The organism is Pseudomonas sp. BNK-45 (assembly GCF_047456255.1).
In the GTDB taxonomy this organism is placed as follows: Bacteria; Pseudomonadota; Gammaproteobacteria; order Pseudomonadales; family Pseudomonadaceae; genus Aquipseudomonas.
Genome location: NZ_CP179909.1, coordinates 4,730,290 through 4,754,343, shown reverse-complemented (window position 1 = coordinate 4,754,343; position 24,054 = coordinate 4,730,290). Strand labels below are relative to the sequence as shown.

Annotated in this window: 32 protein-coding genes and 2 pseudogenes; 19 read left to right on the top strand and 15 right to left on the bottom strand. The window is 65.0% G+C overall.

The window, feature by feature from the left end; translation table 11 throughout:
• Positions 1 to 5 precede the first annotated feature (5 nt).
• The 3 genes from ACMGG8_RS21285 to ACMGG8_RS21275 all read left to right on the top strand — a co-directional run bounded on the left by ACMGG8_RS21285 (position 6) and on the right by ACMGG8_RS21275 (position 2,018).
• Entirely contained in the window at positions 6 to 791 is a 786-nt protein-coding gene (locus ACMGG8_RS21285; protein WP_414159963.1) for a PhzF family phenazine biosynthesis protein, read from the top strand.
• A 112-nt stretch (positions 792 to 903) separates the two neighbouring features.
• Complete coding sequence (locus ACMGG8_RS21280) at positions 904 to 1,551, top strand: hypothetical protein (protein ID WP_414158350.1); 648 nt, start codon at positions 904 to 906, stop codon at positions 1,549 to 1,551.
• A complete protein-coding gene (locus ACMGG8_RS21275; RefSeq protein WP_060838959.1) occupies positions 1,548 to 2,018 on the top strand; it encodes a surface-adhesin E family protein in 471 nt (156 codons plus the stop codon). Before ACMGG8_RS21280 ends, ACMGG8_RS21275 begins: the two co-directional genes overlap by 4 nt.
• A gap of 10 nt (positions 2,019 to 2,028) precedes the next feature.
• On the opposite strand, the gene ACMGG8_RS21270 is transcribed toward ACMGG8_RS21275, so the two are convergent.
• A complete protein-coding gene (locus ACMGG8_RS21270) occupies positions 2,029 to 2,457 on the bottom strand; it encodes an N-acetyltransferase (RefSeq protein ID WP_173655894.1) in 429 nt (142 codons plus the stop codon).
• A gap of 89 nt (positions 2,458 to 2,546) precedes the next feature.
• Here ACMGG8_RS21270 and ACMGG8_RS21265 point away from each other — a divergent pair, with 89 nt between their 5' ends.
• The 4 genes from ACMGG8_RS21265 (at position 2,547) to ACMGG8_RS21250 (ending at position 4,547) form a co-directional block, all read left to right on the top strand.
• Positions 2,547 to 2,840: a hypothetical protein gene (locus tag ACMGG8_RS21265; protein WP_414158349.1), complete on the top strand. Its 294-nt coding sequence runs from the start codon at positions 2,547 to 2,549 to the stop codon at positions 2,838 to 2,840.
• A gap of 39 nt (positions 2,841 to 2,879) precedes the next feature.
• Positions 2,880 to 3,230 (top strand): hypothetical protein, encoded by a 351-nt coding sequence (locus ACMGG8_RS21260; RefSeq protein ID WP_414158348.1) that lies wholly within the window; start codon positions 2,880 to 2,882, stop codon positions 3,228 to 3,230.
• A 107-nt stretch (positions 3,231 to 3,337) separates the two neighbouring features.
• Positions 3,338 to 3,949, top strand: a complete 612-nt coding sequence (locus tag ACMGG8_RS21255) for a hypothetical protein (protein WP_041117820.1) — start codon at positions 3,338 to 3,340, stop codon at positions 3,947 to 3,949.
• 10 nt (positions 3,950 to 3,959) lie between these two features.
• A complete protein-coding gene (locus tag ACMGG8_RS21250; protein ID WP_414158347.1) occupies positions 3,960 to 4,547 on the top strand; it encodes a hypothetical protein in 588 nt (195 codons plus the stop codon).
• 85 nt (positions 4,548 to 4,632) lie between these two features.
• Here the strand turns inward: ACMGG8_RS21250 and ACMGG8_RS21245 are convergent, their stop codons facing one another.
• Positions 4,633 to 5,187 carry a UPF0149 family protein gene (locus ACMGG8_RS21245; protein ID WP_060838964.1) on the bottom strand — a complete coding sequence of 185 codons (555 nt, stop codon included), beginning with the start codon at positions 5,185 to 5,187 and terminating at the stop codon, positions 4,633 to 4,635.
• A 95-nt stretch (positions 5,188 to 5,282) separates the two neighbouring features.
• Positions 5,283 to 5,684, bottom strand: a complete 402-nt coding sequence (locus ACMGG8_RS21240; RefSeq protein WP_414158346.1) for a hypothetical protein — start codon at positions 5,682 to 5,684, stop codon at positions 5,283 to 5,285.
• 116 nt (positions 5,685 to 5,800) lie between these two features.
• On the opposite strand from ACMGG8_RS21240, the gene ACMGG8_RS21235 reads away from it, so the two are divergent.
• Positions 5,801 to 6,514, top strand: coding sequence for an RNA polymerase sigma factor (locus ACMGG8_RS21235; RefSeq protein WP_414158345.1), 714 nt, complete (start codon positions 5,801 to 5,803; stop codon positions 6,512 to 6,514).
• A gap of 151 nt (positions 6,515 to 6,665) precedes the next feature.
• Here ACMGG8_RS21235 and ACMGG8_RS21230 read toward each other — a convergent pair.
• From ACMGG8_RS21230 to ACMGG8_RS21215, 4 genes and pseudogenes are all read right to left on the bottom strand, one after another.
• Positions 6,666 to 6,934, bottom strand: a pseudogene (locus tag ACMGG8_RS21230) (ribbon-helix-helix domain-containing protein).
• 107 nt (positions 6,935 to 7,041) lie between these two features.
• Positions 7,042 to 7,662, bottom strand: coding sequence for a LysE family translocator (locus tag ACMGG8_RS21225; protein WP_414158344.1), 621 nt, complete (start codon positions 7,660 to 7,662; stop codon positions 7,042 to 7,044).
• Between the two features lie 171 nt (positions 7,663 to 7,833).
• Positions 7,834 to 8,406 carry an AidA/PixA family protein gene (locus tag ACMGG8_RS21220; protein ID WP_060843384.1) on the bottom strand — a complete coding sequence of 191 codons (573 nt, stop codon included), beginning with the start codon at positions 8,404 to 8,406 and terminating at the stop codon, positions 7,834 to 7,836.
• A 224-nt stretch (positions 8,407 to 8,630) separates the two neighbouring features.
• Positions 8,631 to 9,260 (bottom strand): alpha/beta fold hydrolase, encoded by a 630-nt coding sequence (locus ACMGG8_RS21215; RefSeq protein WP_060838969.1) that lies wholly within the window; start codon positions 9,258 to 9,260, stop codon positions 8,631 to 8,633.
• 232 nt (positions 9,261 to 9,492) lie between these two features.
• On the opposite strand from ACMGG8_RS21215, the gene ACMGG8_RS21210 reads away from it, so the two are divergent.
• Positions 9,493 to 10,689: a PrpF domain-containing protein gene (locus ACMGG8_RS21210; RefSeq protein WP_414158343.1), complete on the top strand. Its 1,197-nt coding sequence runs from the start codon at positions 9,493 to 9,495 to the stop codon at positions 10,687 to 10,689.
• 681 nt (positions 10,690 to 11,370) lie between these two features.
• On the opposite strand, the gene ACMGG8_RS21205 is transcribed toward ACMGG8_RS21210, so the two are convergent.
• Complete coding sequence (locus ACMGG8_RS21205) at positions 11,371 to 11,712, bottom strand: low molecular weight protein tyrosine phosphatase family protein (RefSeq protein ID WP_414158342.1); 342 nt, start codon at positions 11,710 to 11,712, stop codon at positions 11,371 to 11,373.
• Positions 11,713 to 11,901: 189 nt separating this feature from the next.
• On the opposite strand from ACMGG8_RS21205, the gene ACMGG8_RS21200 reads away from it, so the two are divergent.
• The 3 genes from ACMGG8_RS21200 to katG all read left to right on the top strand — a co-directional run bounded on the left by ACMGG8_RS21200 (position 11,902) and on the right by katG (position 15,593).
• Positions 11,902 to 12,459, top strand: coding sequence for a helix-turn-helix domain-containing protein (locus tag ACMGG8_RS21200; RefSeq protein ID WP_178116115.1), 558 nt, complete (start codon positions 11,902 to 11,904; stop codon positions 12,457 to 12,459).
• A 124-nt stretch (positions 12,460 to 12,583) separates the two neighbouring features.
• Positions 12,584 to 13,156: an HD domain-containing protein gene (locus ACMGG8_RS21195; RefSeq protein ID WP_414158341.1), complete on the top strand. Its 573-nt coding sequence runs from the start codon at positions 12,584 to 12,586 to the stop codon at positions 13,154 to 13,156.
• Between the two features lie 256 nt (positions 13,157 to 13,412).
• Positions 13,413 to 15,593, top strand: a complete 2,181-nt coding sequence (katG, locus tag ACMGG8_RS21190) for a catalase/peroxidase HPI (protein WP_414158340.1) — start codon at positions 13,413 to 13,415, stop codon at positions 15,591 to 15,593.
• Positions 15,594 to 15,654: 61 nt separating this feature from the next.
• Here the strand turns inward: katG and ACMGG8_RS21185 are convergent, their stop codons facing one another.
• From ACMGG8_RS21185 to ACMGG8_RS21175, 3 genes are all read right to left on the bottom strand, one after another.
• Positions 15,655 to 16,308, bottom strand: coding sequence for a hypothetical protein (locus tag ACMGG8_RS21185; RefSeq protein ID WP_231979031.1), 654 nt, complete (start codon positions 16,306 to 16,308; stop codon positions 15,655 to 15,657).
• Positions 16,301 to 16,921: a hypothetical protein gene (locus ACMGG8_RS21180; protein WP_060838976.1), complete on the bottom strand. Its 621-nt coding sequence runs from the start codon at positions 16,919 to 16,921 to the stop codon at positions 16,301 to 16,303. Before ACMGG8_RS21180 ends, ACMGG8_RS21185 begins: the two co-directional genes overlap by 8 nt.
• A gap of 66 nt (positions 16,922 to 16,987) precedes the next feature.
• Positions 16,988 to 17,416, bottom strand: coding sequence for a hypothetical protein (locus tag ACMGG8_RS21175; RefSeq protein WP_060838977.1), 429 nt, complete (start codon positions 17,414 to 17,416; stop codon positions 16,988 to 16,990).
• 178 nt (positions 17,417 to 17,594) lie between these two features.
• On the opposite strand from ACMGG8_RS21175, the gene ACMGG8_RS21170 reads away from it, so the two are divergent.
• The 3 genes from ACMGG8_RS21170 to ACMGG8_RS21160 all read left to right on the top strand — a co-directional run bounded on the left by ACMGG8_RS21170 (position 17,595) and on the right by ACMGG8_RS21160 (position 19,533).
• The gene (locus ACMGG8_RS21170) at positions 17,595 to 18,539 is read left to right on the top strand and encodes a helix-turn-helix transcriptional regulator (RefSeq protein ID WP_060843390.1); all 945 of its coding nucleotides are present in this window, start codon (positions 17,595 to 17,597) and stop codon (positions 18,537 to 18,539) included.
• A 36-nt stretch (positions 18,540 to 18,575) separates the two neighbouring features.
• Positions 18,576 to 18,839, top strand: a complete 264-nt coding sequence (locus tag ACMGG8_RS21165) for a hypothetical protein (protein ID WP_060838979.1) — start codon at positions 18,576 to 18,578, stop codon at positions 18,837 to 18,839.
• A 121-nt stretch (positions 18,840 to 18,960) separates the two neighbouring features.
• A complete protein-coding gene (locus tag ACMGG8_RS21160) occupies positions 18,961 to 19,533 on the top strand; it encodes a DUF1963 domain-containing protein (RefSeq protein WP_198419651.1) in 573 nt (190 codons plus the stop codon).
• A 134-nt stretch (positions 19,534 to 19,667) separates the two neighbouring features.
• Here ACMGG8_RS21160 and ACMGG8_RS21155 read toward each other — a convergent pair whose 3' ends face one another.
• A complete protein-coding gene (locus tag ACMGG8_RS21155; RefSeq protein WP_060843391.1) occupies positions 19,668 to 20,096 on the bottom strand; it encodes a hypothetical protein in 429 nt (142 codons plus the stop codon).
• Between the two features lie 234 nt (positions 20,097 to 20,330).
• Between ACMGG8_RS21155 and ACMGG8_RS21150 the strand changes: the two genes are divergently transcribed.
• Together ACMGG8_RS21150 and tnpB are read left to right on the top strand one after the other, a co-directional pair.
• Positions 20,331 to 21,245 (top strand): SGNH/GDSL hydrolase family protein, encoded by a 915-nt coding sequence (locus ACMGG8_RS21150; RefSeq protein WP_060843392.1) that lies wholly within the window; start codon positions 20,331 to 20,333, stop codon positions 21,243 to 21,245.
• Positions 21,246 to 21,294: 49 nt separating this feature from the next.
• A pseudogene (gene tnpB, locus ACMGG8_RS21145) lies at positions 21,295 to 21,549 on the top strand (IS66 family insertion sequence element accessory protein TnpB); the annotation flags it as partial.
• Between the two features lie 41 nt (positions 21,550 to 21,590).
• Here the strand turns inward: tnpB and ACMGG8_RS21140 are convergent.
• Together ACMGG8_RS21140 and ACMGG8_RS21135 are read right to left on the bottom strand one after the other, a co-directional pair.
• Complete coding sequence (locus ACMGG8_RS21140; protein WP_060843393.1) at positions 21,591 to 22,256, bottom strand: hypothetical protein; 666 nt, start codon at positions 22,254 to 22,256, stop codon at positions 21,591 to 21,593.
• A 95-nt stretch (positions 22,257 to 22,351) separates the two neighbouring features.
• A complete protein-coding gene (locus ACMGG8_RS21135; RefSeq protein WP_082729237.1) occupies positions 22,352 to 22,480 on the bottom strand; it encodes a transposase in 129 nt (42 codons plus the stop codon).
• A 214-nt stretch (positions 22,481 to 22,694) separates the two neighbouring features.
• Here ACMGG8_RS21135 and ACMGG8_RS21130 point away from each other — a divergent pair, with 214 nt between their 5' ends.
• Both ACMGG8_RS21130 and ACMGG8_RS21125 read left to right on the top strand, forming a co-directional pair.
• A complete protein-coding gene (locus tag ACMGG8_RS21130) occupies positions 22,695 to 22,958 on the top strand; it encodes a hypothetical protein (RefSeq protein ID WP_060843394.1) in 264 nt (87 codons plus the stop codon).
• A gap of 2 nt (positions 22,959 to 22,960) precedes the next feature.
• Positions 22,961 to 23,149: a DUF6360 family protein gene (locus tag ACMGG8_RS21125; RefSeq protein ID WP_232512107.1), complete on the top strand. Its 189-nt coding sequence runs from the start codon at positions 22,961 to 22,963 to the stop codon at positions 23,147 to 23,149.
• A 47-nt stretch (positions 23,150 to 23,196) separates the two neighbouring features.
• On the opposite strand, the gene ACMGG8_RS21120 is transcribed toward ACMGG8_RS21125, so the two are convergent.
• Complete coding sequence (locus tag ACMGG8_RS21120; RefSeq protein WP_060843395.1) at positions 23,197 to 23,865, bottom strand: phytanoyl-CoA dioxygenase family protein; 669 nt, start codon at positions 23,863 to 23,865, stop codon at positions 23,197 to 23,199.
• Positions 23,866 to 24,054 lie beyond the last annotated feature (189 nt).

The window sequence follows — 24,054 nt, the reverse complement described above, 5'->3', positions numbered from 1 at the left end:
CCGCGATGCAGCTCGATATCTTTCAAGTGGATGCCTTTACCTCCCATGTCTTCGGTGGCAACCCGGCGGCGGTGTGCCCCCTGGACGCCTGGTTGCCGGACGCGGTGCTGCAGCGCATCGCCCTGGAGAACAACCTGTCGGAAACCGCCTATTTCGTGCCCCGGGGCGAAGTGTTCGAACTGCGCTGGTTCACCCCCACGGTGGAAGTCGACCTGTGCGGGCACGCCACCCTGGCGGCGGCCTGGGTGCTGTTCGAGCAACTGGGCGAGCGCCGCGACGTGCTGCGCTTTGCCACCCGCAGCGGCGAGTTGCGGGTGAGCCGCGAGGGCGGCCTGCTGTCCATGGACTTTCCCGCCAAGCAGCCCGAGGCCGTGGCGATTCCTGCGGCCCTGCTGCAAGCCCTGGGCCTGTCCGCGGCCGAGGCCCTGTACCGCACCGACGACTATCTGCTGGTGGTGGACGACGAAGCTCTGGTGGAGGCGCTCAAGCCTGATTTCGCCGCACTGGCCGCGTTCGATGTGCGCGGCATCGCCGTGACGGCACCGTCCCAGGCGTTCGATTTCGTCTCGCGCTGGTTCGGCCCGCGGGTCGGGGTCAATGAAGACCCGGTCACCGGTTCCGCCCATACCTCCCTGGCGCCTTACTGGGCCGCGCGCCTGGGCAAGCACCAGTTACGGGCGCAGCAGGGCGGGGCGCGCAAGGGCCAGCTGGAGTGTCAGGTGCTGGACAACGGGCGGGTGATCATCAGCGGCTACGGCGCCTTGTACCTCAAGGGCAGCATTTTCCTCTGACGCGGCGCCGCCGCTCTGCGGCGCAGGCCGGGCGCCTGCAAGCGGATTTGTCTCGGCACGGCCTGCGCAGGTAGAGTCGCGTTTTTTTCGCCTGCTCAGGATGTTCCAGACCATGCACCGGACGCGCCCCTTGCCCCGCCTTGCCACCTCACCGCTGTTGGCCCTGCTCCTGGGCCTGAGTGCCGGCACTGCCCAGGCCGCCAGCCTCAGCGAGAGCCTGCTGGACTGCCAGCCGGGTTTCTTCAAGGCCCTGTATCAGCAGCGCGCCGAACTCGGGCAGGTGGTCAAGCTGGCCGAGAATCAGCGCCAGGGCATCGCCTGGGTGCCGGTCACCGACCGCCTGAACAGCGCCACCGCAGCGCAGGCGTTTTCTCGCCCGTTGAGCGATGGCGGCCTGCGCCTGACCGGCTACTACGATCGTCAGTTCGACCTGGGCGAGCAGGGCAGCTTCCACTTCTGGGGCTTCGACATCGATGCCAGCCGCGCCGCGGTGATGGCCGCGCTGCCCCAGGCCGGCTGGCAGGAAGCCGGTGAGTACTTCATCTCCCGGCCACAGATCAAACTCAACGCCACGGCGCCCTGGCAGGACAACCCGGCCGCCGCCTCGGGCATCGCCCCGGCGCCGGGTTCCGCGGAAAAGATCCTCATGCTCAGCGACGAAGACGGCAAGACCCGCCTGCTCTGCTCGCTGCAGGGCACGGTCGATCAGGCATTGCTCGACCAGGAGCGGCCGGACCTGGCCCAGGGAGCGGGCCGATGAACAAGCTGCTGGGCTTGAGCGCGGCGCTCGTGCTTGCCGGGTGCGCGCATTCGGGCAGCCAGGCCCCGGCGCCGCAGCGTCCGGACGGCATGTTCAAGGTGCTGGAAAGCCCGGAACTGGCCACCTACTTTGCCGCCAACTCGCTGGCCCTCTACCAGAACAACCCGAACCTGCGGCAGTTCTATCTGGTCAACAACTACGCCAAGCCTACCGAGCTGGGCGCGGGCAAGCCGCCGATCCACAGCTCGCGGGCGACCCGGGTGATCAACTGCGAGAAGGATGAGTCGGCGCAGTTCGGCCGGGTGTATTTCTCCGAGCCGTTCGCTCAGGGCGTGGAGGTCACGCGCAAGGCCGATCAGGCGCAATGGGCGGCGTTTCCCCGCCAGTCATTGCTGGGCGAGTTGCGCAACATGGTCTGCGCCATCGACCCGACACGGCTCAAGCTGGCTCCGGCCAAGGCGCCGTGAGCCAGGTCCTTCATTGCGGCCAGGCCATGATCAGTTCGGCCTGTGCGGTGTGGGGATCGATACCATCGCCGATCACCTGGAAACCCTGCTGGCGGTAAAAGCCGATGCTCGGCAGGTTGGCGGCATACACCGCCAGCTCAAGGCGTGAGCGCCGCTGGCGGGCATCGGCCAGCAGCTGTGTGCCCACGCCCTGGCCCTGGTGCGGCACCGCGACGAAAATCGCCGCCAGCTGATCCTCATGCAGGCAGTAGAAGCCCAGGAGCTGGCCGTCGCGTTCGGCCACTCGGGTCTGGGCATGGGGCAGGTAGAGCTGGCGCATGTCCTCGACCTTGGAGCGCCAGAAGTCGGGATCGATAAAGTGATGGGCCTGGATCGAGGCGTCCAGCCAGAGCGCCAGCAACGCTTGCATATCGCTGTTTTGAAAGTCCCTGATCAGCATGTTTGGGGGCCTGTCGGATTCAAGTGTGCGCCGCACGCTACCCAGGTGGCGGCGGTCTGTCCAATGATTGAGAACCAAGGAAGTATTCGATGCTGGAAAGCAACTGCACCCTCAGCCTTTCGGGCGAGCAGGCCCTGGAGGCCCTGGCGGAACTGGAGTTCGTGTTGATCTCGCTGCACAAGATGGGCGCCTACTACAGGGACAAGCCCGTGGCTGACTACCAGCGCGCGACCACCGATTTCATCGACAACCAGCAGGTCACCCAGCGCCTGGCCCGGGTGCGCAGGATCCTCAGCGAACCCTTCGACCACACCCTGGGGGAGGACGACATGGATGACATCGAGCGTCATGTGCAAGGGCTCGACCTGTGGCGCCCCGAGTAGGCGCGCTGTCATTGCCCGCGGTTTTTCAAGGAGCCTGTCATGTCCCGCATCAGCCTCGCCACGGCGACGCCCACCACCAGCCTGGCGCTGGTCAAGTTTCTCCATCAGCGCCTGGGCCTGTCCCTGAGCGCTGCCCAGGGCTATCTGCGCCGTGGCGCCGAGGGCTTCTTCTACAGCGCCAAGCTGTTTCACAACGACCATGTGCAGCGCGAGCAGGAACTGCGCGACATCCTCGCCTTCTTCAACAGCGCCCAGGTGCCGCTGCTGATTGTCGAAAGCGACCCCGATGAGGAATGGAACGGGGTTGCGCCCGAACCGTTGCAGGACTGCACGATGCCCCAGGAGCACTTGTTCAATCTGCTCCAGGCCCATGAAGAGGGCTATCAATAGGGACCGGAAGCGGGCCAGTGCCGCCCGAGGCAATGCGCGGTTTTCCTAAAGTTCTGGGCGCCGGGGTCGAGACGTTGGTGCTGTTCGTCTTTCAATAAGGATATTTCGTGTTCAGAACCCTGCTCGGGGCCGCCGCCCTCATCGCCACCCTGGCGCTGACCGGCTGTGTCTCCTACAACGTCACCGGCCCGCTGGGCGCGCCGTTGCATCCCGCACCCATCAGCAGCCCGCGCACTGCGCAAATTGCCGATGTGCAAGTTACCGCCAGCGGTATCGACGACGCCACGCGCACCGCCATCAGCCGTTCCCTCACGGCCCAGCTGACTCCCTACGTCAAGAGCGCCGGCTACTTCCGCCAGCTCAGCGAATTCCCCACCCGCCTGGGCGAGGAAGACGTGGTGCTGAAATTCAACATGACCTCCCTCAAGGGCCACCGCGCGCCCCATCCGGGCTACCTGCCCGGGGCCTTGCTGACCCTGACCGTGTGGATCTGGGTCAACGGTCCGATCTACGTCGATACCTTCGACCTGGCCGGCGACCTGTCGATCGTCGACCGCAACGGCAAGGAACTGGCCAGTGCCAAGGAGCAGCTCAAGTTCGAGCGCAACGTCGGCCTGTACGGCCGCGAATACTGGGCGCCGACCCAGGGCGCCAAACAGCTGAACGAACTGGTTGCCAAGTTGCTGGACAACGCCACCGCCCGGTTGGCGCAACACTAAGGAGAGTCCCATGTCGGGTTTCATCAAGCACACCCTGGTGCTCGCGGCGCTGCTGCTGAGCGGCTGCGTGTCCTACTCGCAACACGAACTGAGCGCTGTCGGCAGCTGGCCGCCGGCGGCACAGACCGCCGAACAAAAGCCCAGCGCCTTTGTCCGCACCACCGCCATGTACCAGGTCAACGGCGGCCCGGCCAATGCCGCCGCCGGCGCTCCGGCAGCCGCCTGGGAAACCGTGGTGGCCGATGCCTACCGCCAGTCCGGGCGCTTTGCCCGGGTCAGCACCGACAAGGTCGAATCGGACCTGTACGCCGAAGCCACCCTGTACAACAACGAACAGTTCAGCATGGCCTCGGCCATCATCACCGGCGCCACCTTCTTCGTGATTCCGTCCACGGCGAAGAACACCTTCACCCTGGAGACGGTGTTCAAGAACAAGGACGGCAAGGAGCTGGGGCGGATTCGCAAGAGCGAATCGGTGCGCACCTGGATGCAATTGCTGCTGATCGTCGCCATTCCTTTCCAGGCAGACACCCGCGACGTGGTCCAGCAACTGGCCCGCAGCACCCTGGATGAGGCGGTGCAGCGCAAATTGCTGTAGGCCTCGCGCCGCTTGCCGGGCGCAGACACAAACGCCGCGGGCTCCGATCGGAGCCCGCGGCGTTTTTCATGGGGCGCGGTTTATTTCAGCGCTGCGCCGCCCAGTAGGCATGCAGCGTGCGCGCGGCCGGTTCGATGGCCGCCACTTGCTGGCGATGCTGCTCCAGGTTCAGGTCGGCCGGCAGTTCGAAGTTGTCCTGTTCGGCGCAGTCGATGATCAACTGTAGCGCCTGGACCTGCGGCGCCGGCATCTCCGGCCAGTTGCCCACGGCCACGCCGCGCAGGTAGCCGAAGCACCATTCTTCGGCCAGCAGCAGGTCCTGGCCCTGGTGCTCGGTGTGTTCGAAGCGCGCCTTGAAGGCTTGCGGGGCCTGGGTCAATTGCACGGCCAGGGTGTTGATGTGGCGCACGCACAGGTCGATGAACTGCCGGCATTCCTCCGGGGTTTCCCAGGCCGGGTTTTCGCCGCCCCAGATACCCGGGAACCATTCGGCGATATCGACTTGAGCCGGGCCCGACACCAGCGCGGTGAAGTAACCGTCCAGCTCGCAGGGATTGAGCACCGAGTGGTCGTCGCCGTACTTGAGCAGGGTGTCTTCGATCAGTTCGAAGTCGGCGGCGTTCAGTGGGGTGTTTTGCATGAGGGGAGTCCTGGAAAAAGCAGCGGCAAGTTTCCGGGTTCACGGGCCAGGCTGCAAGCCTCAAGCGGCCAGCGCGAGGCCTGAACGAGCGGGGTTCAGGTGCCGCGCAGCAGGTCCTGGGCGTCCAGCAGGCGGTAGGCGATTTCCGGGCGGTTCTCCATGGCCCGGCGAATGGCGGCCGGAATCGCTTGCCGGGTCTTGCGGCACAGCCCGGGCAACTCGCCCAGGGAAATGGCGATGCCGCGCATGCTGCGCACTTCGTTGTCGCTGGGAGTGATCTGCACCCGGATGCCGAGTTTCTCCAGCATCTGGCGCTGCATGTGTTCCAGGTCGGCCAGGTCCTTGAGGTTTTCCAGGCGTTGGAGCAGGCGCTTTTCCTCCTGGCGCGTGAGCAAGAGGATGCGCAGGTCGGCTCCGGGGGTGTCCAGCAACTGCTCGCGCTCGCAGATGCAGGCGCCGGGCGGACAGGGTTGGCGAAGGGCGGGGCTGGGGTTCATGGGAAACCATCATAGCGAGCCGGACGCGGCGCGCAGAGAAATATATGCACGAGTGTGCATCCGTTTCCTAGGCTTGTTCGTAGGATTGTTGCCTCGGCGGTAAAGGGGGCGAGCTGATGAGCATGGAGATCCTCGACATGGAATCTTTGCAGCACCTGCCGCTGACCGCCGTCAGCGACGACTTGCAGTTATTGCCGCGCCTGCTGGCCGGCGAGCAGCGGGCCTTTCGCGAACTGGTCAGACAGCATCAGGGCGCCATGCGCTCGGTGGCCCTGGCGATTGTCGGGCAGCGGCACGTCGATGACGTGGTGCAGGACGCCTGGCTGGCGATTGTGCACAACCTTGGCGGCTTCCAGTGCCGCTCCAGCCTCAAGACCTGGATGCTGACCATCACCGCCAACGCGGCCAAGGGCTGCTACGTGCAGAACCGTCGCGAGGCGGGTCGCTTCGTGCGGCCGGCCCAGGCGGGCGACCAGCGCTTCGCCGAGGAGGGTGACTGGGCGCCGCCGCTGGAGTGGCACGAAGACAGCCCGGAAGCCTTGCTGTGCGCCGAGCAACTGCGTGGCTGCCTGGAGCAGACGCTGAACAGCCTGCCGCTGTTGCAGCGCCGGGTCTTGTTGTCCCGTGAGCGCCAGGGCCACGCGCTTGAGGCCATCGGCGGGCAGTTGGGTATTTCGCGCAGTCATGTTCGCGTGCTGTTGCATCGCGCCCGCTTGCAGCTATTTGCCGCCCTCAAGCGCCATCAGATGGGCGCCTTCGACCCTGTCGCGGGCGGGCATCGGCGGCGGGGCTCGACCGCCATCAAGGCGCCGACGTTCCGGGAGTTTTGAGTGCGGGGCGTGTTCATTCGCCTACGGGAGCCGCGGCTCACGATGGCGTCGGTATAGCGTTGGGCAATGTCTGGCGAGGCTGCGGTGGCTATATAGCGATAAAGCGCGGTTAGCTGCTCCAGAGCTTCTGGAGCAAATTCGACGGTGTGCCTCATTCCAGTTTGTTGCGGGCGTTCTGGTGCTCTGCTGACAACCGAGCACGGACCCGATCGGCACTGAGTGTGTGTGAAGCGTATCGTAGGCGGTTGCCACCTGGCCGGTGAGCCAGCTTTCCACGGCTCGATCACGGGCCATCAATGCCCGCAGGCCATCGCGTATGACTTCACTTTCGCTGGCATATTCACCAGTCGCGACTTTGGCCTTCACCGCGTTGGTCCTCTGGTTTGGCAGCGTGATGCTCAATTGCTGAGTGCTACGCATGGGGACTTTCTCTAGCTGGATAGGATTTAATCCTGCCCTCGCACCGAGCAAAATGCCTAGAACCCCTCATCCATGGACTGTACCCGTCCGACTGAAGGGACGCTCCTCTAGCCGCGACGCGCCATCAGCAGCACCGACGCCGCCCCCGACAACAGCAGCGCACAGCCGCGATTGAACAGGCGCTTGCCCCGGGGTTCGGCGAGCCAGCGGCGCATGTGCAGGCCCATGTAGGCGTAGGCGCAGATGGCGATCCACTCCAGCCCCAGGAACAGCGCCCCCAGGATCAGGAACTGCGGGCCCATCGACTGCGCCGGATCGACGAATTGCGGCAGGAAGGCGGTGAAGATCAGGATCGCCTTGGGGTTGCCCGCCGCCACCAGGAACTCCTGGCGGGCCAGGGCCCAGAGGCCGACGCGGGCGCTGTCCTCGCTCGCTTCAGTGCCGGGATGGGCCCGCCACAGTTGCCAGGCCAGGTACAGCAGATAGCCTGCGCCGAGGATCTTGATCCCATGGAACAACAGCTCCGAGGTTTGCAGGACCACCGCCAGGCCGGCGGCGGCCAGGGCGATCATGGCGGCGAACGCCAGCAGCCGGCCGGCACCCGCCAGGCAGGAGTGGCGATAGCCGTAGCGGGTGGCGTTGCTCACCGACAGCAGGTTGTTCGGGCCGGGGGCCATGTTCAGGGCAAAGCAGGCGGGGATGAACAGGCTCAGGGTGGCGAGATCCATAAACTCTCCAATAGGGCATGGGGGTGGGGCCCACTGCATCGGGAGTCGCGCAAATGACCGGAACGCTGCTGGGGCGGGACGGACAAAAATAGTGGCAGGACCGGGGGTAGGGCAATAGGGCCCGTGCATCCTCTCCCTGGCCGGGCAGGGAGAGGGTGCCTCGCTGCGGACTTAGCGGATCGAGAAGTACGGGTCCCAGGAGCAGTAGCCGAGCACCTTGTTGTCACGGTCGACGATCATGAAGGACCAGGTGTAGGTGACCCGGGTGCAGACGCGGGTGGCGTCGGCCTGCCAGTAGAAGGTCTTGACGTTCTGCGGGATCGGCTGACCGGCGGGGTTGTCCCGGTTGATGATGGGCAGTGGTGTGCTCGGCAGCACCGTCGGCACCACGTTGGTCAGGTAGGGGTTGGGGTCCTCGCTCAGCGGCGGGTGGGTCTGGGTGTACTGGTAGAGGATCACCGAGTAGTACAGGCCCTTGGACAGGCTGGTGGCGCGCCAGCGCAACTGGTCGCCCTGACGCAGGTTGACCGCCAGCTCGGATCCGCCGTCGGCGCCATCGGCATTGCTGCGCCGCACCACCATGTAGACCACCAGGTCCGAGAGTCGGTCGTTGCCGTCGTAGATGTTGTAAAGCTGGGAAGGGTTGGAAGCGTCCTGGCTGAGTTTGAAGAGTCCCTTTTCGGCACTTTCAAGGATGGTGTCCACATCGATGGTGATGAGGATGTCCACAATGTTGTCGTTCATGTCCAGCTCCCTGCTGTCGCGTTAGACGCCTGGAATGCCCAGGCAAGCCTGCATCGGTTTTCCATGGCGCGGCTGCTGGGCATCGGCGCTCGGGGCCTGGACGAACGGGCAGCGGGCGCGGTGCACTTGCATGCAGTCGCGAGTGGAATCTAGATCCTCGATACGCTTAGTCAAATGGCCGCTGGCAAAAAAACGCGGCGCAAGACGAGCGGTGCCGGCCGCGGCTAGGCGGCGCCGATCGACTCGCCGTTCAAGTGCCGATCGAGCCAGGGTGCGACCTGGGCCGCGTGGCTCAGGCCCAGGTCATGGTCGGCCCCGGGCACGATACGCAGGCAGGCCTGTGGCAGCAGGCTGGCCAGACGCTGGCCCACCGCCACTGGGCTGATGGGGTCGCAGTCGCCCCACAGCAGCAACACCGGCATGCCCAGCTCCCCCAGGCGCGGACCGAGATCGCTGTGGTCATCGATGAACCAGCGGGGCAACTGCGGGTAGGCCGCGGCATAGTCGCCGCGCCAGTCCGTGGCGCCCAGCTCGCCCATGTCCACGCCACCGGAGGTGACGCTTAACACCAGATGGGTGATCAGCTCCGGCCGCGCCAGGGCCGCCCGCACCGCGAGGATGCCGCCCATGGACTGGGCCACCAGCGCGGTGGGCCGGTCGATGCGCTGCAGCACCAGGTCCAGCAGATCGTCCATGCCCTGCACGTCTGGCTGTGGCGGGGTGTCGCCGAAGCCCGGCCAGCCCAGGTGCACCTGCCGCGCCGGATGGCGCAACTGCGCGGCCAGGGGTTGCCAGAATTGACGATTGCCCGAGGCGCCGGGCAGAAACAGCAGTTGTTGGGGGGCTTGGGGCATGGCATCGCTCCGGGTCCATGGGCGGTGGGTTGAACCCTCGCGCGGACAGGGGCCACCGGGCGGCGCTAGAAAATACGGTGCTCGGGGACGGTGAGCAAGCGCCGCATCAGGCGAGCGCCGCGCGCCAAGCTGGCGCCCCGGGACCCGCCGCCAGGGTTTATCATGCGGCGCTGCGGCCCGTCGCCCGCCCGAGCGGGGGCCGCCCCTTTCGCCCACCGTGGAGGCGCCCGCCATGCCCGATCTGCCAAAGCCTGCTGCTATCCCTGAGTTCCCCGTGTGCCACGCCCGTGGCGGCACCTCCACCGGGCTGATCCTGGCCCGCGAAGCGCTGCCCCGGGACGAAGCCCTGGTGGAAGAACTGCTGCGCCACCTGATGGGCGTGCCCCTGCATGGCGAGTGGCCGGGCAATACCCAGATCACCGGCCTGGGCCGCGGCGGGCCCACCAGCAACAAAGTGTTCATCGTCGAACGCCGCCCCGGCGAGACGCGGATGATCAGCACCCTGGCGCAACTGGCGGCGGGCAAGAGCGCCATCGACTGGAGCGTCAACTGCGGCAACATGTCCGCGGCCCTGCCGCTGTACGCCCTGCAACGCGGCTGGCTGCAGCCCGGGGAGGGCGGCGGGCAGATCGAGATCTTCAACAGCAACACCCAGACCACGATGTATGCGCGCCTGAGCCTGCGCGACGGTCGACTGCTCAGCGACACGCGGATTCCCGGGGTCAACGGGGTGTTTCCCGGGGTCGACCTGTTTCTCGACAAGCCGGTGGGAGCCAAGACCGGCGCGCTGTTTCCCAGCGGGCAACGGGTTGACCTGCTGGATGGGATTGCCGCCACCTGCATCGATGTGGCGGTGCCCATGGTCATCCTGCGCGCGGCGGACCTGGGCAAGACCGGGCAGGAGAGCCCGGCTGAACTGGATGCCGACCCACAGTTCAAGGCGCTCCTGCTGGAGCTGATGGTGCTGGGCGGGCTGCGCATGGGCCTGCGCCAGCGCGATGGCCGCCTGATGAGCGCCGACGACCTGCGGCGCAGCGAAACCATTCCCAAGATCTGCATCGTCAGCCCGGCGCGGCAAGGCGGCGATATCGCCACCCGCTACTTCACCCCACAGAACGCCCACCCGTCCCTGGCGGTGTCCGGCGGCTGCTGCCTGGCGGCGGCCTGCCTGGCCGAAGGCACTGTGGCCCATGCCCTGTTGGCGCGGGCACCGGCAATAGGTGAAGGGAAGGGCGAATACCCACTGGCGATTGAAAACCCCGCCGGAGTGCTGGAAACCCTGATCAATGCCCGACAGGTGGCCGGGGAGCTACTGATCGACGGCGCCGCCTACCGGCGCAGCGCGCAGATTCTGCTACAGGGCAGCACCCCGCTGTACAACGCCTCCCCCGAACTGACCGCCGCCCTTGGCGCCGCACACCGCGCCTGACCCCGCCCGCATCCGCCTCATGTAGCCGCTGCCGCAGGCTGCGAACGAGCCGCAGGCTCGCGGCGATCCCCCAACTGCCGAGGCCCCTGCGGTGCCTTGCGCAGCCTGCGGCAGCGGCTACAGAGGAGCCCGTGACGCCAGCGTCTGCATCCGTTTCGTGTAGCCGCTGCCGAAGGCTGCGAACGAGCCACAGGCTCGCCAGCGCTCTCGCAACCGCCGAGGCCCCTGCGGTGCCTTGCGCAGCCTGCGGCAGCGGCTACAGGGGTGCCCGTGACGCCAGCGCCTGCATCCGCCTCGTGTAGCCGCTGCCGAAGGCTGCGAACGAGCCGCAGGCTCGCCAGCGATCTCGCAACCGCCGAGGCCCCTGCGGTGCCTTGCGCAGCCTGCGGCAGCGGCTACAGAGGAGCCCGTGACGCCAGCGCCTGCATCCGCCTCGTGTAGCCGCTGCCGAAGGCTGCGAACGAGCCGCAGGCTCGCCAGCGATCTCACTACCGCCGAGGCCCCTGCGGGGTCTTGCGCAGCCTGCGGCAGCGGCTACAGGGGGGGCCGTGATGCTAGCGTTTGCATCCGCTTCGTGTAGCCGCTGCCGAAGGCTGCGAACGAGCCACAGGCTCGCCAGCCGATGGGGTCTTGCGCAGCTCCAGCCGCCGCTCAGGCGGGGCCCTGAATGCCAAAGGCATATCAGCGAGCCGCGTCGCCATCGGGAAGAAACTGCGGCACCTTCTGCCGCAGCAACTGGATCAACTCCGGGTCCATGAAGTCGTAATCATCGGGAATGTTCAGGCATACAATCTGCTGGTTGTTCAACAGCGCCTTGAAGCGCTTGCGCAGTTTTTCCCGGTGGCGGGTTTCCATCACCACAATCAGCCCGGCCCATTGCACCAGCTCCGGGCCCAGGGGCACTTCGGCATCGTGATTGAGCCCGGCGGAGGCGGTTTCGATCCCTGGCCAGTCGGCAAACACCTGCTCGGCGGTGGGGCTGCGCAGCTTGTTCTGGCTGCAGACAAACAAGACATTGAGCATTGGGCCGAACTCCTTGGCACAGACGCCCAGCCCGTAAAGGGCAGGGCAAAGGTGCTGATTTTTCGGGGCTTTTACCGCGCTGTCCAGCAACTTGTGACGCGCCGGGCCAATGGCGTTGGTCAGCCCCGGTTGCCCGCCAAGGGCTGTGGCTGCGAAACTGCCAGCCCCTTGACTTGCATCGCTCACGCCATGTCCGCAGCCCTGTTCACCTCACCCCATCTGGGCCTGGCCCTCAGGCGCTGGCGCCTGTTGCACCGGGTCAAGCAGCAGCACGCTGCCGAGCTGTTCGGCGTGGCGCAGTCGAGCATTTCCCGCTGGGAAAACGGCCGGCAGGCCATGGAGCCGGCGGAGCGTGCGCGCCTGGAGCACCTGCTGGCGGCCAACCTCAGCGCCGCTGCCGATCAGGCCCTGGCGCGGCTGGTGAACGACAGCCCGCGCGCCGTGCACCTGGTGTGCGACCTGACCCACCGCCTGCTGGCCTGTTCGCCGACCCGCGCCGCGCAGTTCGGCGTGCCCTTGAGCGAGCTGCTGGGCCAATCGCTGTGGGGCTTTTGCACCGAGGAAATCGTGCGCAAGGAAGCCGCCCTGGATGACCTGGGCTGGCGCGCAGTACTGGCGCCGCCGTCCCTGGAATTCTTCAGCGGCCACAACGATTCGGCCATCGTGCCCATCGCCCCCAGCCAGTGCCGCTGGACCCGCCTCAACCTGTCCGACGGCAACGCCGTGCGGCTGGTGGAAACCCTCTGACGCGCTCGTCGAGGCTCGCCACGCATATTTTATCCGTGGACCGGTTGCTGCCCGCTGGCTAGTCTGGCAAGCCTTCGCCCGCCGCCCCACGGCGCGGGCCCATTCACGTTCAGCAGGCTTGTCCATGACCCCCGAACTTCTCAGCGGCCGTCTCGACTTTCTCCGTGAAGCGGAAAAGCTCAAGGACGTGCTGCGCAGCGCCCACACCTCCAGCGGCCGCCAGGAAAGCACCGCCGAGCACAGCTGGCGCCTGTGCCTGATGGCGCTGCTGTTCGAAGACCAACTAGGGGACCTGGACCTGCTGCGGGTGCTGAAACTGTGCATCGTCCACGACCTGGGGGAAGCCATCCATGGCGACATCCCGGCGGTGGCCCAGGCCGCCCACCCGGACAAGAGCCAACAGGAACGCGACGACCTGCAATACCTCGCCCGGTCCCTGGACGCCCCGGCCCGCCAGCGCCTGCTGGAGCTGTGGGATGAATACGAAGGCGCCGCCAGCGCCGAGGCGCGCGCGGTCAAGGCCCTGGACAAGCTGGAAACCCTGCTGCAACACACCCAGGGCCAGAACCCGGCGGATTTCGACTACGGCTTCAACCTCGATTACGGCCGCCGCTACACCGACGCCAGCCCGTTGTTCCAGGCCCTGCGCCAACAGATCGATGCCGACACCCGGCGCCGCCTCGACGCCCAGGACTGAGCAGCGGTTCACGATCGCGGTGCCTGGCTCAGGCGCCGCTGAGCATGCCCGGGCAGCGCTCGCAAAAGGATGAACAGGCTCCGGCAGGGGGCAGGGCGCCCGCTGGGGGCCTGGCACGGGTCATGGTTTTTTTCTGGCAGGGTCATCAAGCGAAGCTATTTTTACCTTCGCTTGTCCTTCACTACGCTTTTCACACGGTTGTCCAACCCGGGGCCAACGTCGAGCGGCAGGTTTTCGATGACCGAAGGAGTGATCCATGTCCAATGAATCCAAGTGCCCGTTCAAACACACCGCCGGCGAAGGCACCAGCAACCGTGACTGGTGGCCCGGCCAACTGAACCTGAAGATCCTCCACCAGCACTCGCAGCTGTCCGACCCGATGGCCGAGGACTTCGACTACGCCGCCGAATTCAAGACCCTGGACCTGGCCGCGGTGAAGCGCGACCTGCTGGCCTTGATGACCGACTCCCAACCCTGGTGGCCGGCGGATTTCGGCCACTACGGCCCGCTGTTCATCCGCATGGCCTGGCACAGCGCCGGCACCTACCGCATCGCCGATGGCCGCGGCGGCGCCGGGGGCGGGCAGCAGCGCTTCGCCCCGCTCAACAGCTGGCCGGACAACGTCAGCCTGGACAAGGCGCGGCGGTTGATCTGGCCGATCAAGCAGAAGTACGGACGCAAGATCTCCTGGGCCGACCTGATCATCCTCACCGGCAACGTCGCCCTGGAATCCATGGGCTTTAAAACCTTCGGCTTCGGCGGTGGCCGCCAGGACGTCTGGGAGCCGGACGACCACGTCTACTGGGGCAGTGAAACCACCTGGCTCGGCGACCAGCGCTACAGCGGCGACCGCGAACTGGAGAACCCCCTGGGGGCGGTGCAGATGGGCCTGATCTACGTCAACCCGGAAGGTCCCAACGGCAACCCCGACCCCCTGGCGGCGGCCCGGGACATCCGCGAAACCTTCGCCCGCATGGCCATGAACGACGAAGAAACCGTGGCCCTGATCGCCGGCGGCCACACCTTCGGCAAGACCCACGGCGCTGGCCCTGCGACCCACGTCGGCCCGGAACCGGAAGCCGCCGGCCTGGAAGAGCAGGGCCTGGGCTGGAAAAGCAGCTTCGGCACAGGCGTTGGTGGCGACGCCATCACCAGCGGCCTGGAAGTGATCTGGACCACCACCCCGACCCGCTGGAGCAACGACTTCTTCGACCACCTGTTCGGCTACGAATGGGAACTGACCACCAGCCCCGCCGGCGCCCACCAATGGCAACCCAAGGCCGGCGCCGGGGCCGACAGCGTGCCCGCCCCCCACGACCCGAGTAAACGCCGCACGCCGTCGATGCTCACCACCGACCTGGCGCTGCGTTTCGACCCGGCTTACGAGGCCATCTCCCGACGCTTCCACCAGCACCCCGAGCAACTGGCCGAGGCCTTCTCCCGGGCCTGGTTCAAACTCACCCACCGCGACATGGGCCCGCGCGCCCGTTACCTGGGCCCGGAAGTGCCGGCCGAAGAACTGATCTGGCAAGACCCGATTCCCGCCGTGAACCACCCGCTGATCGACGCCCAGGACATCCAGCAGCTCAAGGGCCTGATCCTCAATTCGGGCCTGTCCGTGGCGCAACTGGTGTCCACCGCCTGGGCCTCGGCCTCGACCTTCCGCGGCTCGGACAAGCGCGGCGGCGCCAACGGCGCACGGATTCGCCTGGCCCCGCAGAAGGACTGGGAGGTCAACCAACCGGCACAACTGGCCCAGGTGCTGCAAGGCCTGGAAGCGGTGCAGAGCGCCTTCAACAGCGCGCAAAGCACTGGCAAGCGCGTGTCCCTGGCGGACCTGATCGTCCTCGGCGGCTGCGCGGCGGTGGAACTGGCGGCAAACAATGCCGGCTACAGCATCAGCGTACCCTTCGCCCCGGGGCGCATGGACGCCAGCCAGGAACAGACCGACGTCGACTCCTTCGCCGTGCTCGAACCTGTGGCCGATGGCTTTCGCAACTACCTCAAGCCGGTCAGCGGCGTCACCGCCGAAGCCCTGCTGATAGACAAGGCGCAGCTGCTGACCCTCACCGCCCCGCAACTGACTGTGCTGCTGGGCGGCCTGCGGGTGCTGGGGGCCAACGTCGGGCAAGCGCCCCACGGCGTGTTCACCGCGCGCCCGGGCACCTTGAGCAACGACTTCTTCGTCAACCTGCTGGACATGGGCACCCAATGGAAGCCCCAGTCCGAGGCCCGCGACCTGTACGAGGGCAGCGACCGCGCCACCGGGCAATACAAATGGAGCGGTACCCGGGTCGACCTGCTGCTGGGCTCCAACTCGCAACTGCGGGCTTTGGCCGAGGTGTATGCAGCGGCGGATGCGGGAGAGAAGTTCGTGAAGGACTTTGTCGCCGCCTGGGACAAGGTGATGAACCTGGATCGGTTCGATCTGCGCTAAAAGGGGAGCAAACCGGGTAATACGACAACGCCTCCCTAGGGAGGCGTTTTTCATGGCCCGGCTACTGCCCGGCACCCACCCGTTGCACCTCCGGGAACAGCTGGCCCAGGGTGCTGCGGGCCTGGGCCGCATTCAGGTAGGCGTAGAGCAGGTCGGTCAGGGCTTGGAAATCCAGGCGCTGGCCATCGAGCATCGGGTTGAACAGCCACAAGCGCACGCGCATGCCGGCGGCCACCGGCCAGGCGTGGGGCGCGGCCAGGGATTTGAAGCAGGCCGGCGCCAGGGTCGGTGCACGGCTACCGGCCATCACCGAGAACACCAGCCCCAGGCTCAGGTGGCGCTGCTCCAGTTCGAAACCATCGAAACATACCCAGGGAGTGGGTTCGGGCGCATTGGCGAACTGCAGGGTGTCGGGGGTCAGCGCCAGCACCTGCTGGCCATGCCGCCGACGCAGGGCTTCGGCCGCCGCCAGGCCCACAAGCCCGGCGCCCAGCATCAGCGCCCCGGGCAGCCAGAACCACAGCTGGGCAGAGCGCAACTGCCAGGCCGAAGGCAGGCTGGCCAGCCAACCGCCCACCAGCACCAGCAGCAGGGAAAGCAGGGCCAGCATGACTGCTTGCCCAAGAGAGCGCTCACGAATCTCGCAACGGCGCTGGGGGCCATCTGCATCGGCCTGCAGTTGCAGCAGCAAGGCTTCTTTTTCGGCGTTATCCACGGCCTTGCAACTCATCCAGCTGCTGTTGTGCATTAGCCGCCTGGCAGTAGGCATCCAGAAGCGCGGCGATGTCATCGATGGCCAGTTTGCGCCCCGCGCTCATCAAGCCGGCGGAATGAATGCGAATGTGGGGTTCGGGGCTGTGGAACGCCATGGCCTGGTTGCCGAACACCTGGCGCACGGGCCTGTGGGTCGGCAGTGGGCAGCCCGGGCGCAGGGTCAGCTGCTGCAGGGTCAGCAGCCCCTCATCCTTGACATGGACATCCACCACGTCCGTCAGGTTGACCGGTGCACTCAGGGAATCCACGAACAGCTGGCGTCGGGTCAAGCGCATGAAGGCATGCTGGCCAGCGTGGCGATGCTGCCAGGTCACCAGGGCGAACAAGGCGGTCAGAAACAGCCCGCACAGCAGCATGCCGGTCTTGCCCTGGTGGATGCCCCAGGCCAGCATCGCCAGGGAAATCAGGGTGAACAGCGGCCCCAGCACCTGATAACGGCGCGTATTGGTGAATTCGCTCTGCTCGGGCACACGCTGGATCACCTGCTGGAGCTGGGTGATCACCTGTTCGCGCTGAGCGTCGCGAGATGCATCGGGTTGCAGCGATGAAGTCATAAACAAGTCCTTGATTCACAGAAAACAAAGCGGTCGAGCGCCTGGGTGCCGGCGCTCCCCCAGGGCTCACCGGGCCTTGAGGTAGTCGGTAAGGAACGCCTGGGCATCACCCTGGCTCGACAGGTTCTCGTCATAGCGCACCCGCACCGGCGCAGCTTCACCCGGCAGGTACAGCTCGCCCCAACCCTCCTGGAGCACCAGCACCACGAATTTCTGCCCGTCGACGGTCGTGGCGTAGCGGGTATCCTTTGCGGTCTTTTCCACGGCCATTTTCTGGATGCGCAAGTTCCAGTCGTGATCCACGTCCGCCACCTGCACCAGGGCCTGATGCTCACTGCGCTCACCGATGCGCAAGGTCCAGACCTTCACCCCCTGCTGGCCGACATAGGCCGCCAGTTTATCCGCCACCTGGGGCCGCTCATCGGCCTGGACCAGACCGCTTCCCAGGGCCAGCGCCATGGCCCACACGGCCGTCCATTTGCAATAAAACTGCATGGTTCAAACTCCTGACATCTGAAAAAGCCGCTCATTGAAGTCGGCACCTGCGGCCCTGCCAAGCGCTTTGGCCGTCATTCACAAGAAAAATTCCGACGCTCACAACCACCGCTGCGCAAAGTGTGAGTGAGTTACCATTGGCCGCCGTAGCAACCCCACCCATGGACCCGCTTTGCCGATGGAATGCTGGAACCCCTACCTCGATACACAATTCTGCTTCGACCGGCCGGTTGGCCTGGCCCGCGCCGGGGTGTTCGACCCCAGTGCCCGGCGGGTGATGGGCAGCGCCGTCGGCCACTATCGCGCCCGTACCGTGCGCCCGCACTTGCAGTACTTCGACTGCAACCTGCAATTCCCCGATCCGCTGCGCATCCACAAGGTGTTGCCCGACAGCCTGTGCATCGTCCAGGTGCTGGCCGGGCAATGGCAGCACCGGATCGACGGCCAGCTCCACCACTACACCCCCGGCGCGCCTCAGGCCCTGGGCCTGAGCGAGACCATGGAAGCGCTGGACCAGATGCCCGCCGGCAGCCACGCCCGCATGGCCGGCCTGCGCATCGCCGGCAGCTATTTGCGGGAACTGGCCGAGGAAGACCCGACGCTGCAGCCCTTGCTTAGCCTGCTGGACGACGGCATCCGCTTTCGCCAGTTTCAACGCTGCCGGGCGCTGGGCAGCTTGCTGGAGCGGCTCTACCAAGCGCCGTACCAGGGCGCCCTGCAACACCTGCACCAGGAAAGCCTGAGCCTGGCGGTGCTGGTGGAACTGGCGGTGCACCTCCAGGGCCAGCGCCCTGCGGCGCCCACGGTGCGCGGGCAACTGGACCTGGCCCACGAAGCCCGCCGCCAGCTCGACGCCCACCTGCTGGACCCGCCCGGCAGCCAGGCGTTGGCCCAGCAACTGGGGGTAGGGGAGACCACCCTGCGCCGCGCCTTTGCCCAGGTATTCGGCCAGTCGATGCTGCAGTATGTGCGGCGCCAACGCATGGAGCTGGCGCGCACCCTGTTGCGCCAGCGCAAATGGCACGTGGCGCAGATCGCCTACCGCCTGGGCTACGCCAACCCGGCCAATTTCAACCACGCCTACAAGGCCCACTTTGGCCATCCGCCCGGCGCGGAAGGCTAGCGCAGGCGCACCCCAGCCCCTTGAGGAACAACCCCCATGAGCCAATTGACAGCACTGATTGCCCAAGCCAAAGCCGGGCTATCGGTCCAGCAAGACATTCCCCAGGAACGCTGGGAGGCCATCGCCACCCAGTGCGGCGCCGAGGAAATCGCCGAAATCAAAACCCGCATCGCCTCACTCAAGGCCGCCCGCGAAGCGGTGGAAGACTGGGACGGCGACACCCGGGATGACCTGTACTTCGCCATCGCTGATTTTACCCGCCTGCTGGAACTGGCCACCGCCCACGCACAAGGTGAATGAACCTGCCGGCTGAGCGCACAACGGATTATGTCGAGAGCAGCGAGGGCGCCGTGCGCCCACGCAACCATCTAGGCAACGGCACACCTGAGAGGAACAGCCCCTGTTTAACGAACTAGTGTTTTTGCCCGAAGGCCCCGACCAGGGCTCCGCCTACCTCGGCGGCAACCCCTACCTGCCTGAGTCCATCCCGTGGCCCACCGACTCGATGGGCGTCCCCTTGCTGCATCTTGCCAGCCTGCCGGCCAGCGTTATCAATCGATACCTTGCCGGCATGCAATTGAATGAGGAGCTGGTGGTTTCGCTGTTTACGCCTTACTCAATCGTCAGCGATGCCTACATCGAGCAAGCCATGCAAGAGGGCGGCAAGGTGCTGGCCTACAGGCCCGCGGCGCGACAGGTGGATGGTTACGGACAGCCCATCACCCCGGCGCGGCGAATCGCAGTGGTTGAAAATCCGGGGCAGGACAGCGACGAAAACGGCCTGGCCAAGATCGCCGGAATACCTGCCTGGATTCAGGGTCAAGAGACACGCCCAGGCTTGAACTATGTGCTGCAGATCAACAACTCCCGGCTGAACAGGGCCGCTCCAGGGCACAAGGGCATTTTGGTCGGCGGAACCGGCTATCTGCTATTGAAGCAAGGCATTGATGACGAAGACCTGATGGCCGGGGTCCTGATCATCCAGAGTTCATAAGAAAGGGGGGGCGGGTCCTCAGCGTCATGAGCCTGGACCGGTTTGATCTGCGTTGAGAGGGGGGCACACCGAGTAAAACGACAACGCCTCCCTAGGGAGGCGTTGTTGCAGAGCGGTCGCGGCCGCCAGACGCTTTACTGCGCCTTGAGGTACTCATTGAGAAACGCCTGGGCATCGCCATAGCTGGACAGGTTGCTGTCATAACCCACCTTCAGCGGCTTGGCCTCACCCGGCAGATGCAACTCGCCATAGCCTTCCTGAAGCAGCAGCACCACGAACTTCTGCCCGTCCACCTGAGTGAAGTAACGGGTGTCGCGATCGGTTTGCTCCACGTTCATTTTCTGAATGCGCATATTCCAGTCGTGGTCGGCGTCTTCCACCTGCACCAGCGCCTGATGGGCGCTGCGCTCGCCGATGCGCAGGGTCCAGACCTTCACCCCGTGCGGCCCGGTGTAGGCCAGGATCTTGTCCGCGACCTGTGGCCGTTCCTCGGCCTGGACCAGCCCGATTCCCAGTACCCACGCCATGACCCATGCGGCCGCCCAACGGTAATAAAGCTGCATCCTTCTAGCTCCTGAACATAAAAAGGGGCGCTCATTGAAGCCGACCCGTGCGGCGCTGCCAAGCACCCAAGGCAACAGGCGGGATAAAAAAACCGGCGCACTCGCTGGACTCACCCGCCACCGACCTGTCGCGAACAGCACACACTTTGCGCCCTCGGCTAAATACAGGTCGCAAGCGTGGCGAGGCAAAGCGTCGCCACCGGTAGTCTAAGAGCACCACCCGGGAGACTTTCAATGATTCGACGCGCGTGCTTGGCCGCTCTATTGACAATGACTGCTTCAACCGCCTTTGGCGGCCCTGGCTACGATCATCTCTATGCTTTCGGTGACAGCTACTCCGACAACGGTGCGGGTGAAGCCTTCACTCGAACCATGGCCGCGCAGAAGGTCAAAGATGCACAGGCGCTACCCGGTTCGTTGTATTGGCAGGGACGCTGGAGCAATGGCCCCACCGCCGTCGAGCACTTGGCGCAGGCCTTGAAAATCCCCTTGACCGACTACGCCATTGGCGGCGCCAAAAGCGGCAACGGCAACTACTACGCCTGGATGCAGCCCTCTCGCGACACTGGGGTTTTCGGGCAAATCGCCGATCACCTGAAAGCTGCTAAAACACACAAAGCGGATCCGGATGCGCTGTATTTCATTTTCGTCTCAGCCAACGATTTTTTTGAGTGGGCCGACTTCTCGCACCCAGAAACGATTGACGTGCTTGGCCAGAACAGCGTGGCGAACATACAGAAGAGCACCGAGACGCTGATCGCAGCAGGGGCGAAACACGTGCTGGTGGTGGGGACCACGGATTTGAGCCATGTGCCGGCTGTGGTGCAGGGCAATCAAGTCAAGAACGCAACGCAATACCAGCAGATACTCGAACAAAAACTGCCCGCCGTGCTGGCAACACTGGCTAACGCCCATCACGTGAGCATTGGTTACTTCGACCACCTGGCCTTCAGCAACGCGCTTCGCGCGGCACCCGAGGTGGCGGGCCTGAAGGATCTGGATACCCCGTGCCAAGCCACCTACCCGGACGTCAAACCCGTGTGTGCGGATCCGGATAGCCATTACTACTGGGATGAGTGGCACCCGACCCGCAAAGTCCACAGCCTGGCCGCCGAGGCGATGCTTGAAACGTTAAAAGCGAGCCGTTGAGGTTCGCTATCCGCCCATAGCCGGTCAGCACTGCCCGGCTATCGAGCCCATGGACATGCGCGCCGGAACTGAAACTACGCTGGCCCGGGTGGTTGCCGTGTTCGGTGCGGCGCAACCGCACTGTGCTTATCTGTTTGCTAACCGCCGCGCCAATCGCATGAAAGTGCTGGTGCATGATGGGTTTGGCATCTGGCTGGCTGCTCGCCGATTGAACCAAGGCAAGTTCCACTGGCCAGGCATTCGCCAAGGCCCTGAACTCGAGTTGAATACCGAGCAACTTCAGGCGTTGGTGTTGGGTTTACCCTGGCAACGCATGGGCAGTGGCGGTACGCGTTCATCGACTTCCTACGGATCAACTCCGGGAAGCCAGGCAAGGGGCCAGTGTGTCGTTATTTGCAGCGGCAACGAAAGAGCGATGAATTGTGTCTCAATCCGCACGCGCCCCTGTGAGTCGGTGCGTTCCCCTAGAATCACCGGCAGCCTCCTGCAACGCGCGAGAGCATCAGCCACACTTATGTGCAGCAATTTAGCGATGACGCGCGCAGCATCTCGGATGCGATCAGCCGGACACGTATCCAGCTGAAGATCGTATTCGGGAAAAAAGTCGCGTGAAATGCCTGGCAACGGTTGTTGATCCACGCACCGACCACTGTAGAACTCACCCCGATCTAGAAAGGCGTCTCGCTCGGCGTAGTGTTCAAGCGCAGCGGCATAGTCCTCAAGTTGTGAGAGCGGCTGCTGACGCTTCTGTACGCTCAGTACATCTACAAAGTCGGCAGCTTCAAGGCAATACGAAAGGCCGTGTGCTACGGCAAAGGTCGGCATTTGCTCACCGTTCTCGCCGGGTACGCTATTCGATTCTTCCTCGGGCGAAGAAAGGTAAAAGCGAGCTTCGATCAGCGGTGCCCCGTCCTTGACATAGACCCATGAATAGCGGCTCCAGACATCGTTATTGCCATCACAGGTCGCAAGGGCTTCGATAACGTCACGAAGACTCAAAAGTAAAAGCATTTTAAAAATTCCCTCCACCCAATGCACCATATTCTACAGAGCCAATTAAGGTGTCCCACAGCTCTCTGAAGGTTGTTCATGCCTTGACAATGCCATCAGGGTGGGACGGCCAGACGCATACTGTGCTTCTGCGCGACGCTGGCAATCGAAGCGCCGGGTTGGGCGCATTCTTGGACAACCTGGGCCTTGAAGGATTTGGAATAGGAACGGCGTTGTGGCTGCATGGAAAGACCCGCTTAAAAGGCTAGAGAGGGTGTCCACTTAAATTGAGGTGTACACCATCGCCTTTGGCGTCGGGGTCAGGAAGATGTGTTGCACAGACGCTTACCGATAAAGTGACCCACCTCAAAGCGCCTGACGCACAAGCTGCGCCTCTGCACATTCCAGCCCGCGATCGCGCCCCGATTCAAAGGCTGCATTTTCAGGACGAATACCCCTATGAGCCAACTCACCGCACTGATCGCCCAAGCCCAAGCCGGGCTGTCGGTCCAGCAAAACATTCCCCAGGAGCGCTGGGAGGCCATCGCCACCCAGTGCGGCGCGGCGGAAATCGCCGAGATCAAAACCCGCATTGCCTCACTCAAGGCCGCCCGCGAAGCCGTCGAAGAATGGGACGGCGACACCCGCGATGACCTGTATTTCGCCATCGCCAACTTCACCCGCCTGCTGGAACTGGCCACCGCCTACGCACAAGGTGAATGAACATGCCGGCTGAGCGCACAACGGATTATGTCGAGAGCAGCGAGGGCGCCGTGCGCCTATGGATAGAGCAGGGCAGTGCCATTCATCTCAAGGCCATCAGCCCGCACAACGACCCGGTGGAGCTGACGGCAGAACAGGCCCTGGAACTGGCCCAGGCACTGCAACGTTTGGCCAGCCGCCTGGCCGACTGAATGAGCAGCCATGCTGTGGCTGACGCACCCCTGGCGCCCGAGCCCACTCAGGCAAAATCCGCAGGCTCGAAGCGCTCGCTGGTGTCCATGCGGATAGCACGCAGGCCCAGCGTCTGCAGATGGGACTCATACAGCCCCAGGGCGCAATAACTGATCAGCAAGCTGCGACGGCGCGCACCACTGGGGTTGAGGCTGGCCCCATGCACCAGATCGGCATCGAACAGCAGCACGTCCCCCGCACTGCCCGCCAACGGCACCACCCGGGATTCATCACTGAAATCAAAGGGCGCCAACCGCTCCCCGGGGCGATGACTGCCGGGCACGATGCGCGTCGCGCCATTGGCCGGCCCATAGTCATCGAGATAGACCAGCGCCGTGACCCGGTCACCGAGGCGCTGTTCCGACAGATCCCGGTGCAACACCTGATGACCGCCCCCCGCCAACGGCTCGCGGCCCTCCACCTGCGCCAGAAAAAAGCCTTCCCCGATCAACGCCCCGGCTACCGCCAACATCGCCGGCAAGCGACACACCGCCTGCACCCGTGTATCCAGATCCACCAGCGCATGACGCCAATCGTGGCCCCTAGGCACCGGCCATTGCTCAGGCCCAATCACCCCCGCATCAAAGGTGGTCCGCAGCTCATCCAGCCAGTCGGCGGGCACCGCCTGACGCAGCAACAGGTAACCGTTTTGATGGAGGTGTTCGCGGTCGATCATGAGGGGGCAGATGTCCTTATCCGGGGTGGGGGAGAGCATAACGGCTCGCTAATCCGAACGACATAACCGGCTACGGTTTAGCGGTTGCCGGACCCTGAGCAGACCGCCTAGTCTGCTGCGGTCGCTGCAAAATCAGCGACCGGGCCTGAGAACCCGGTAAGATGCAGGCGCACAAGCGCCCGCCCATGA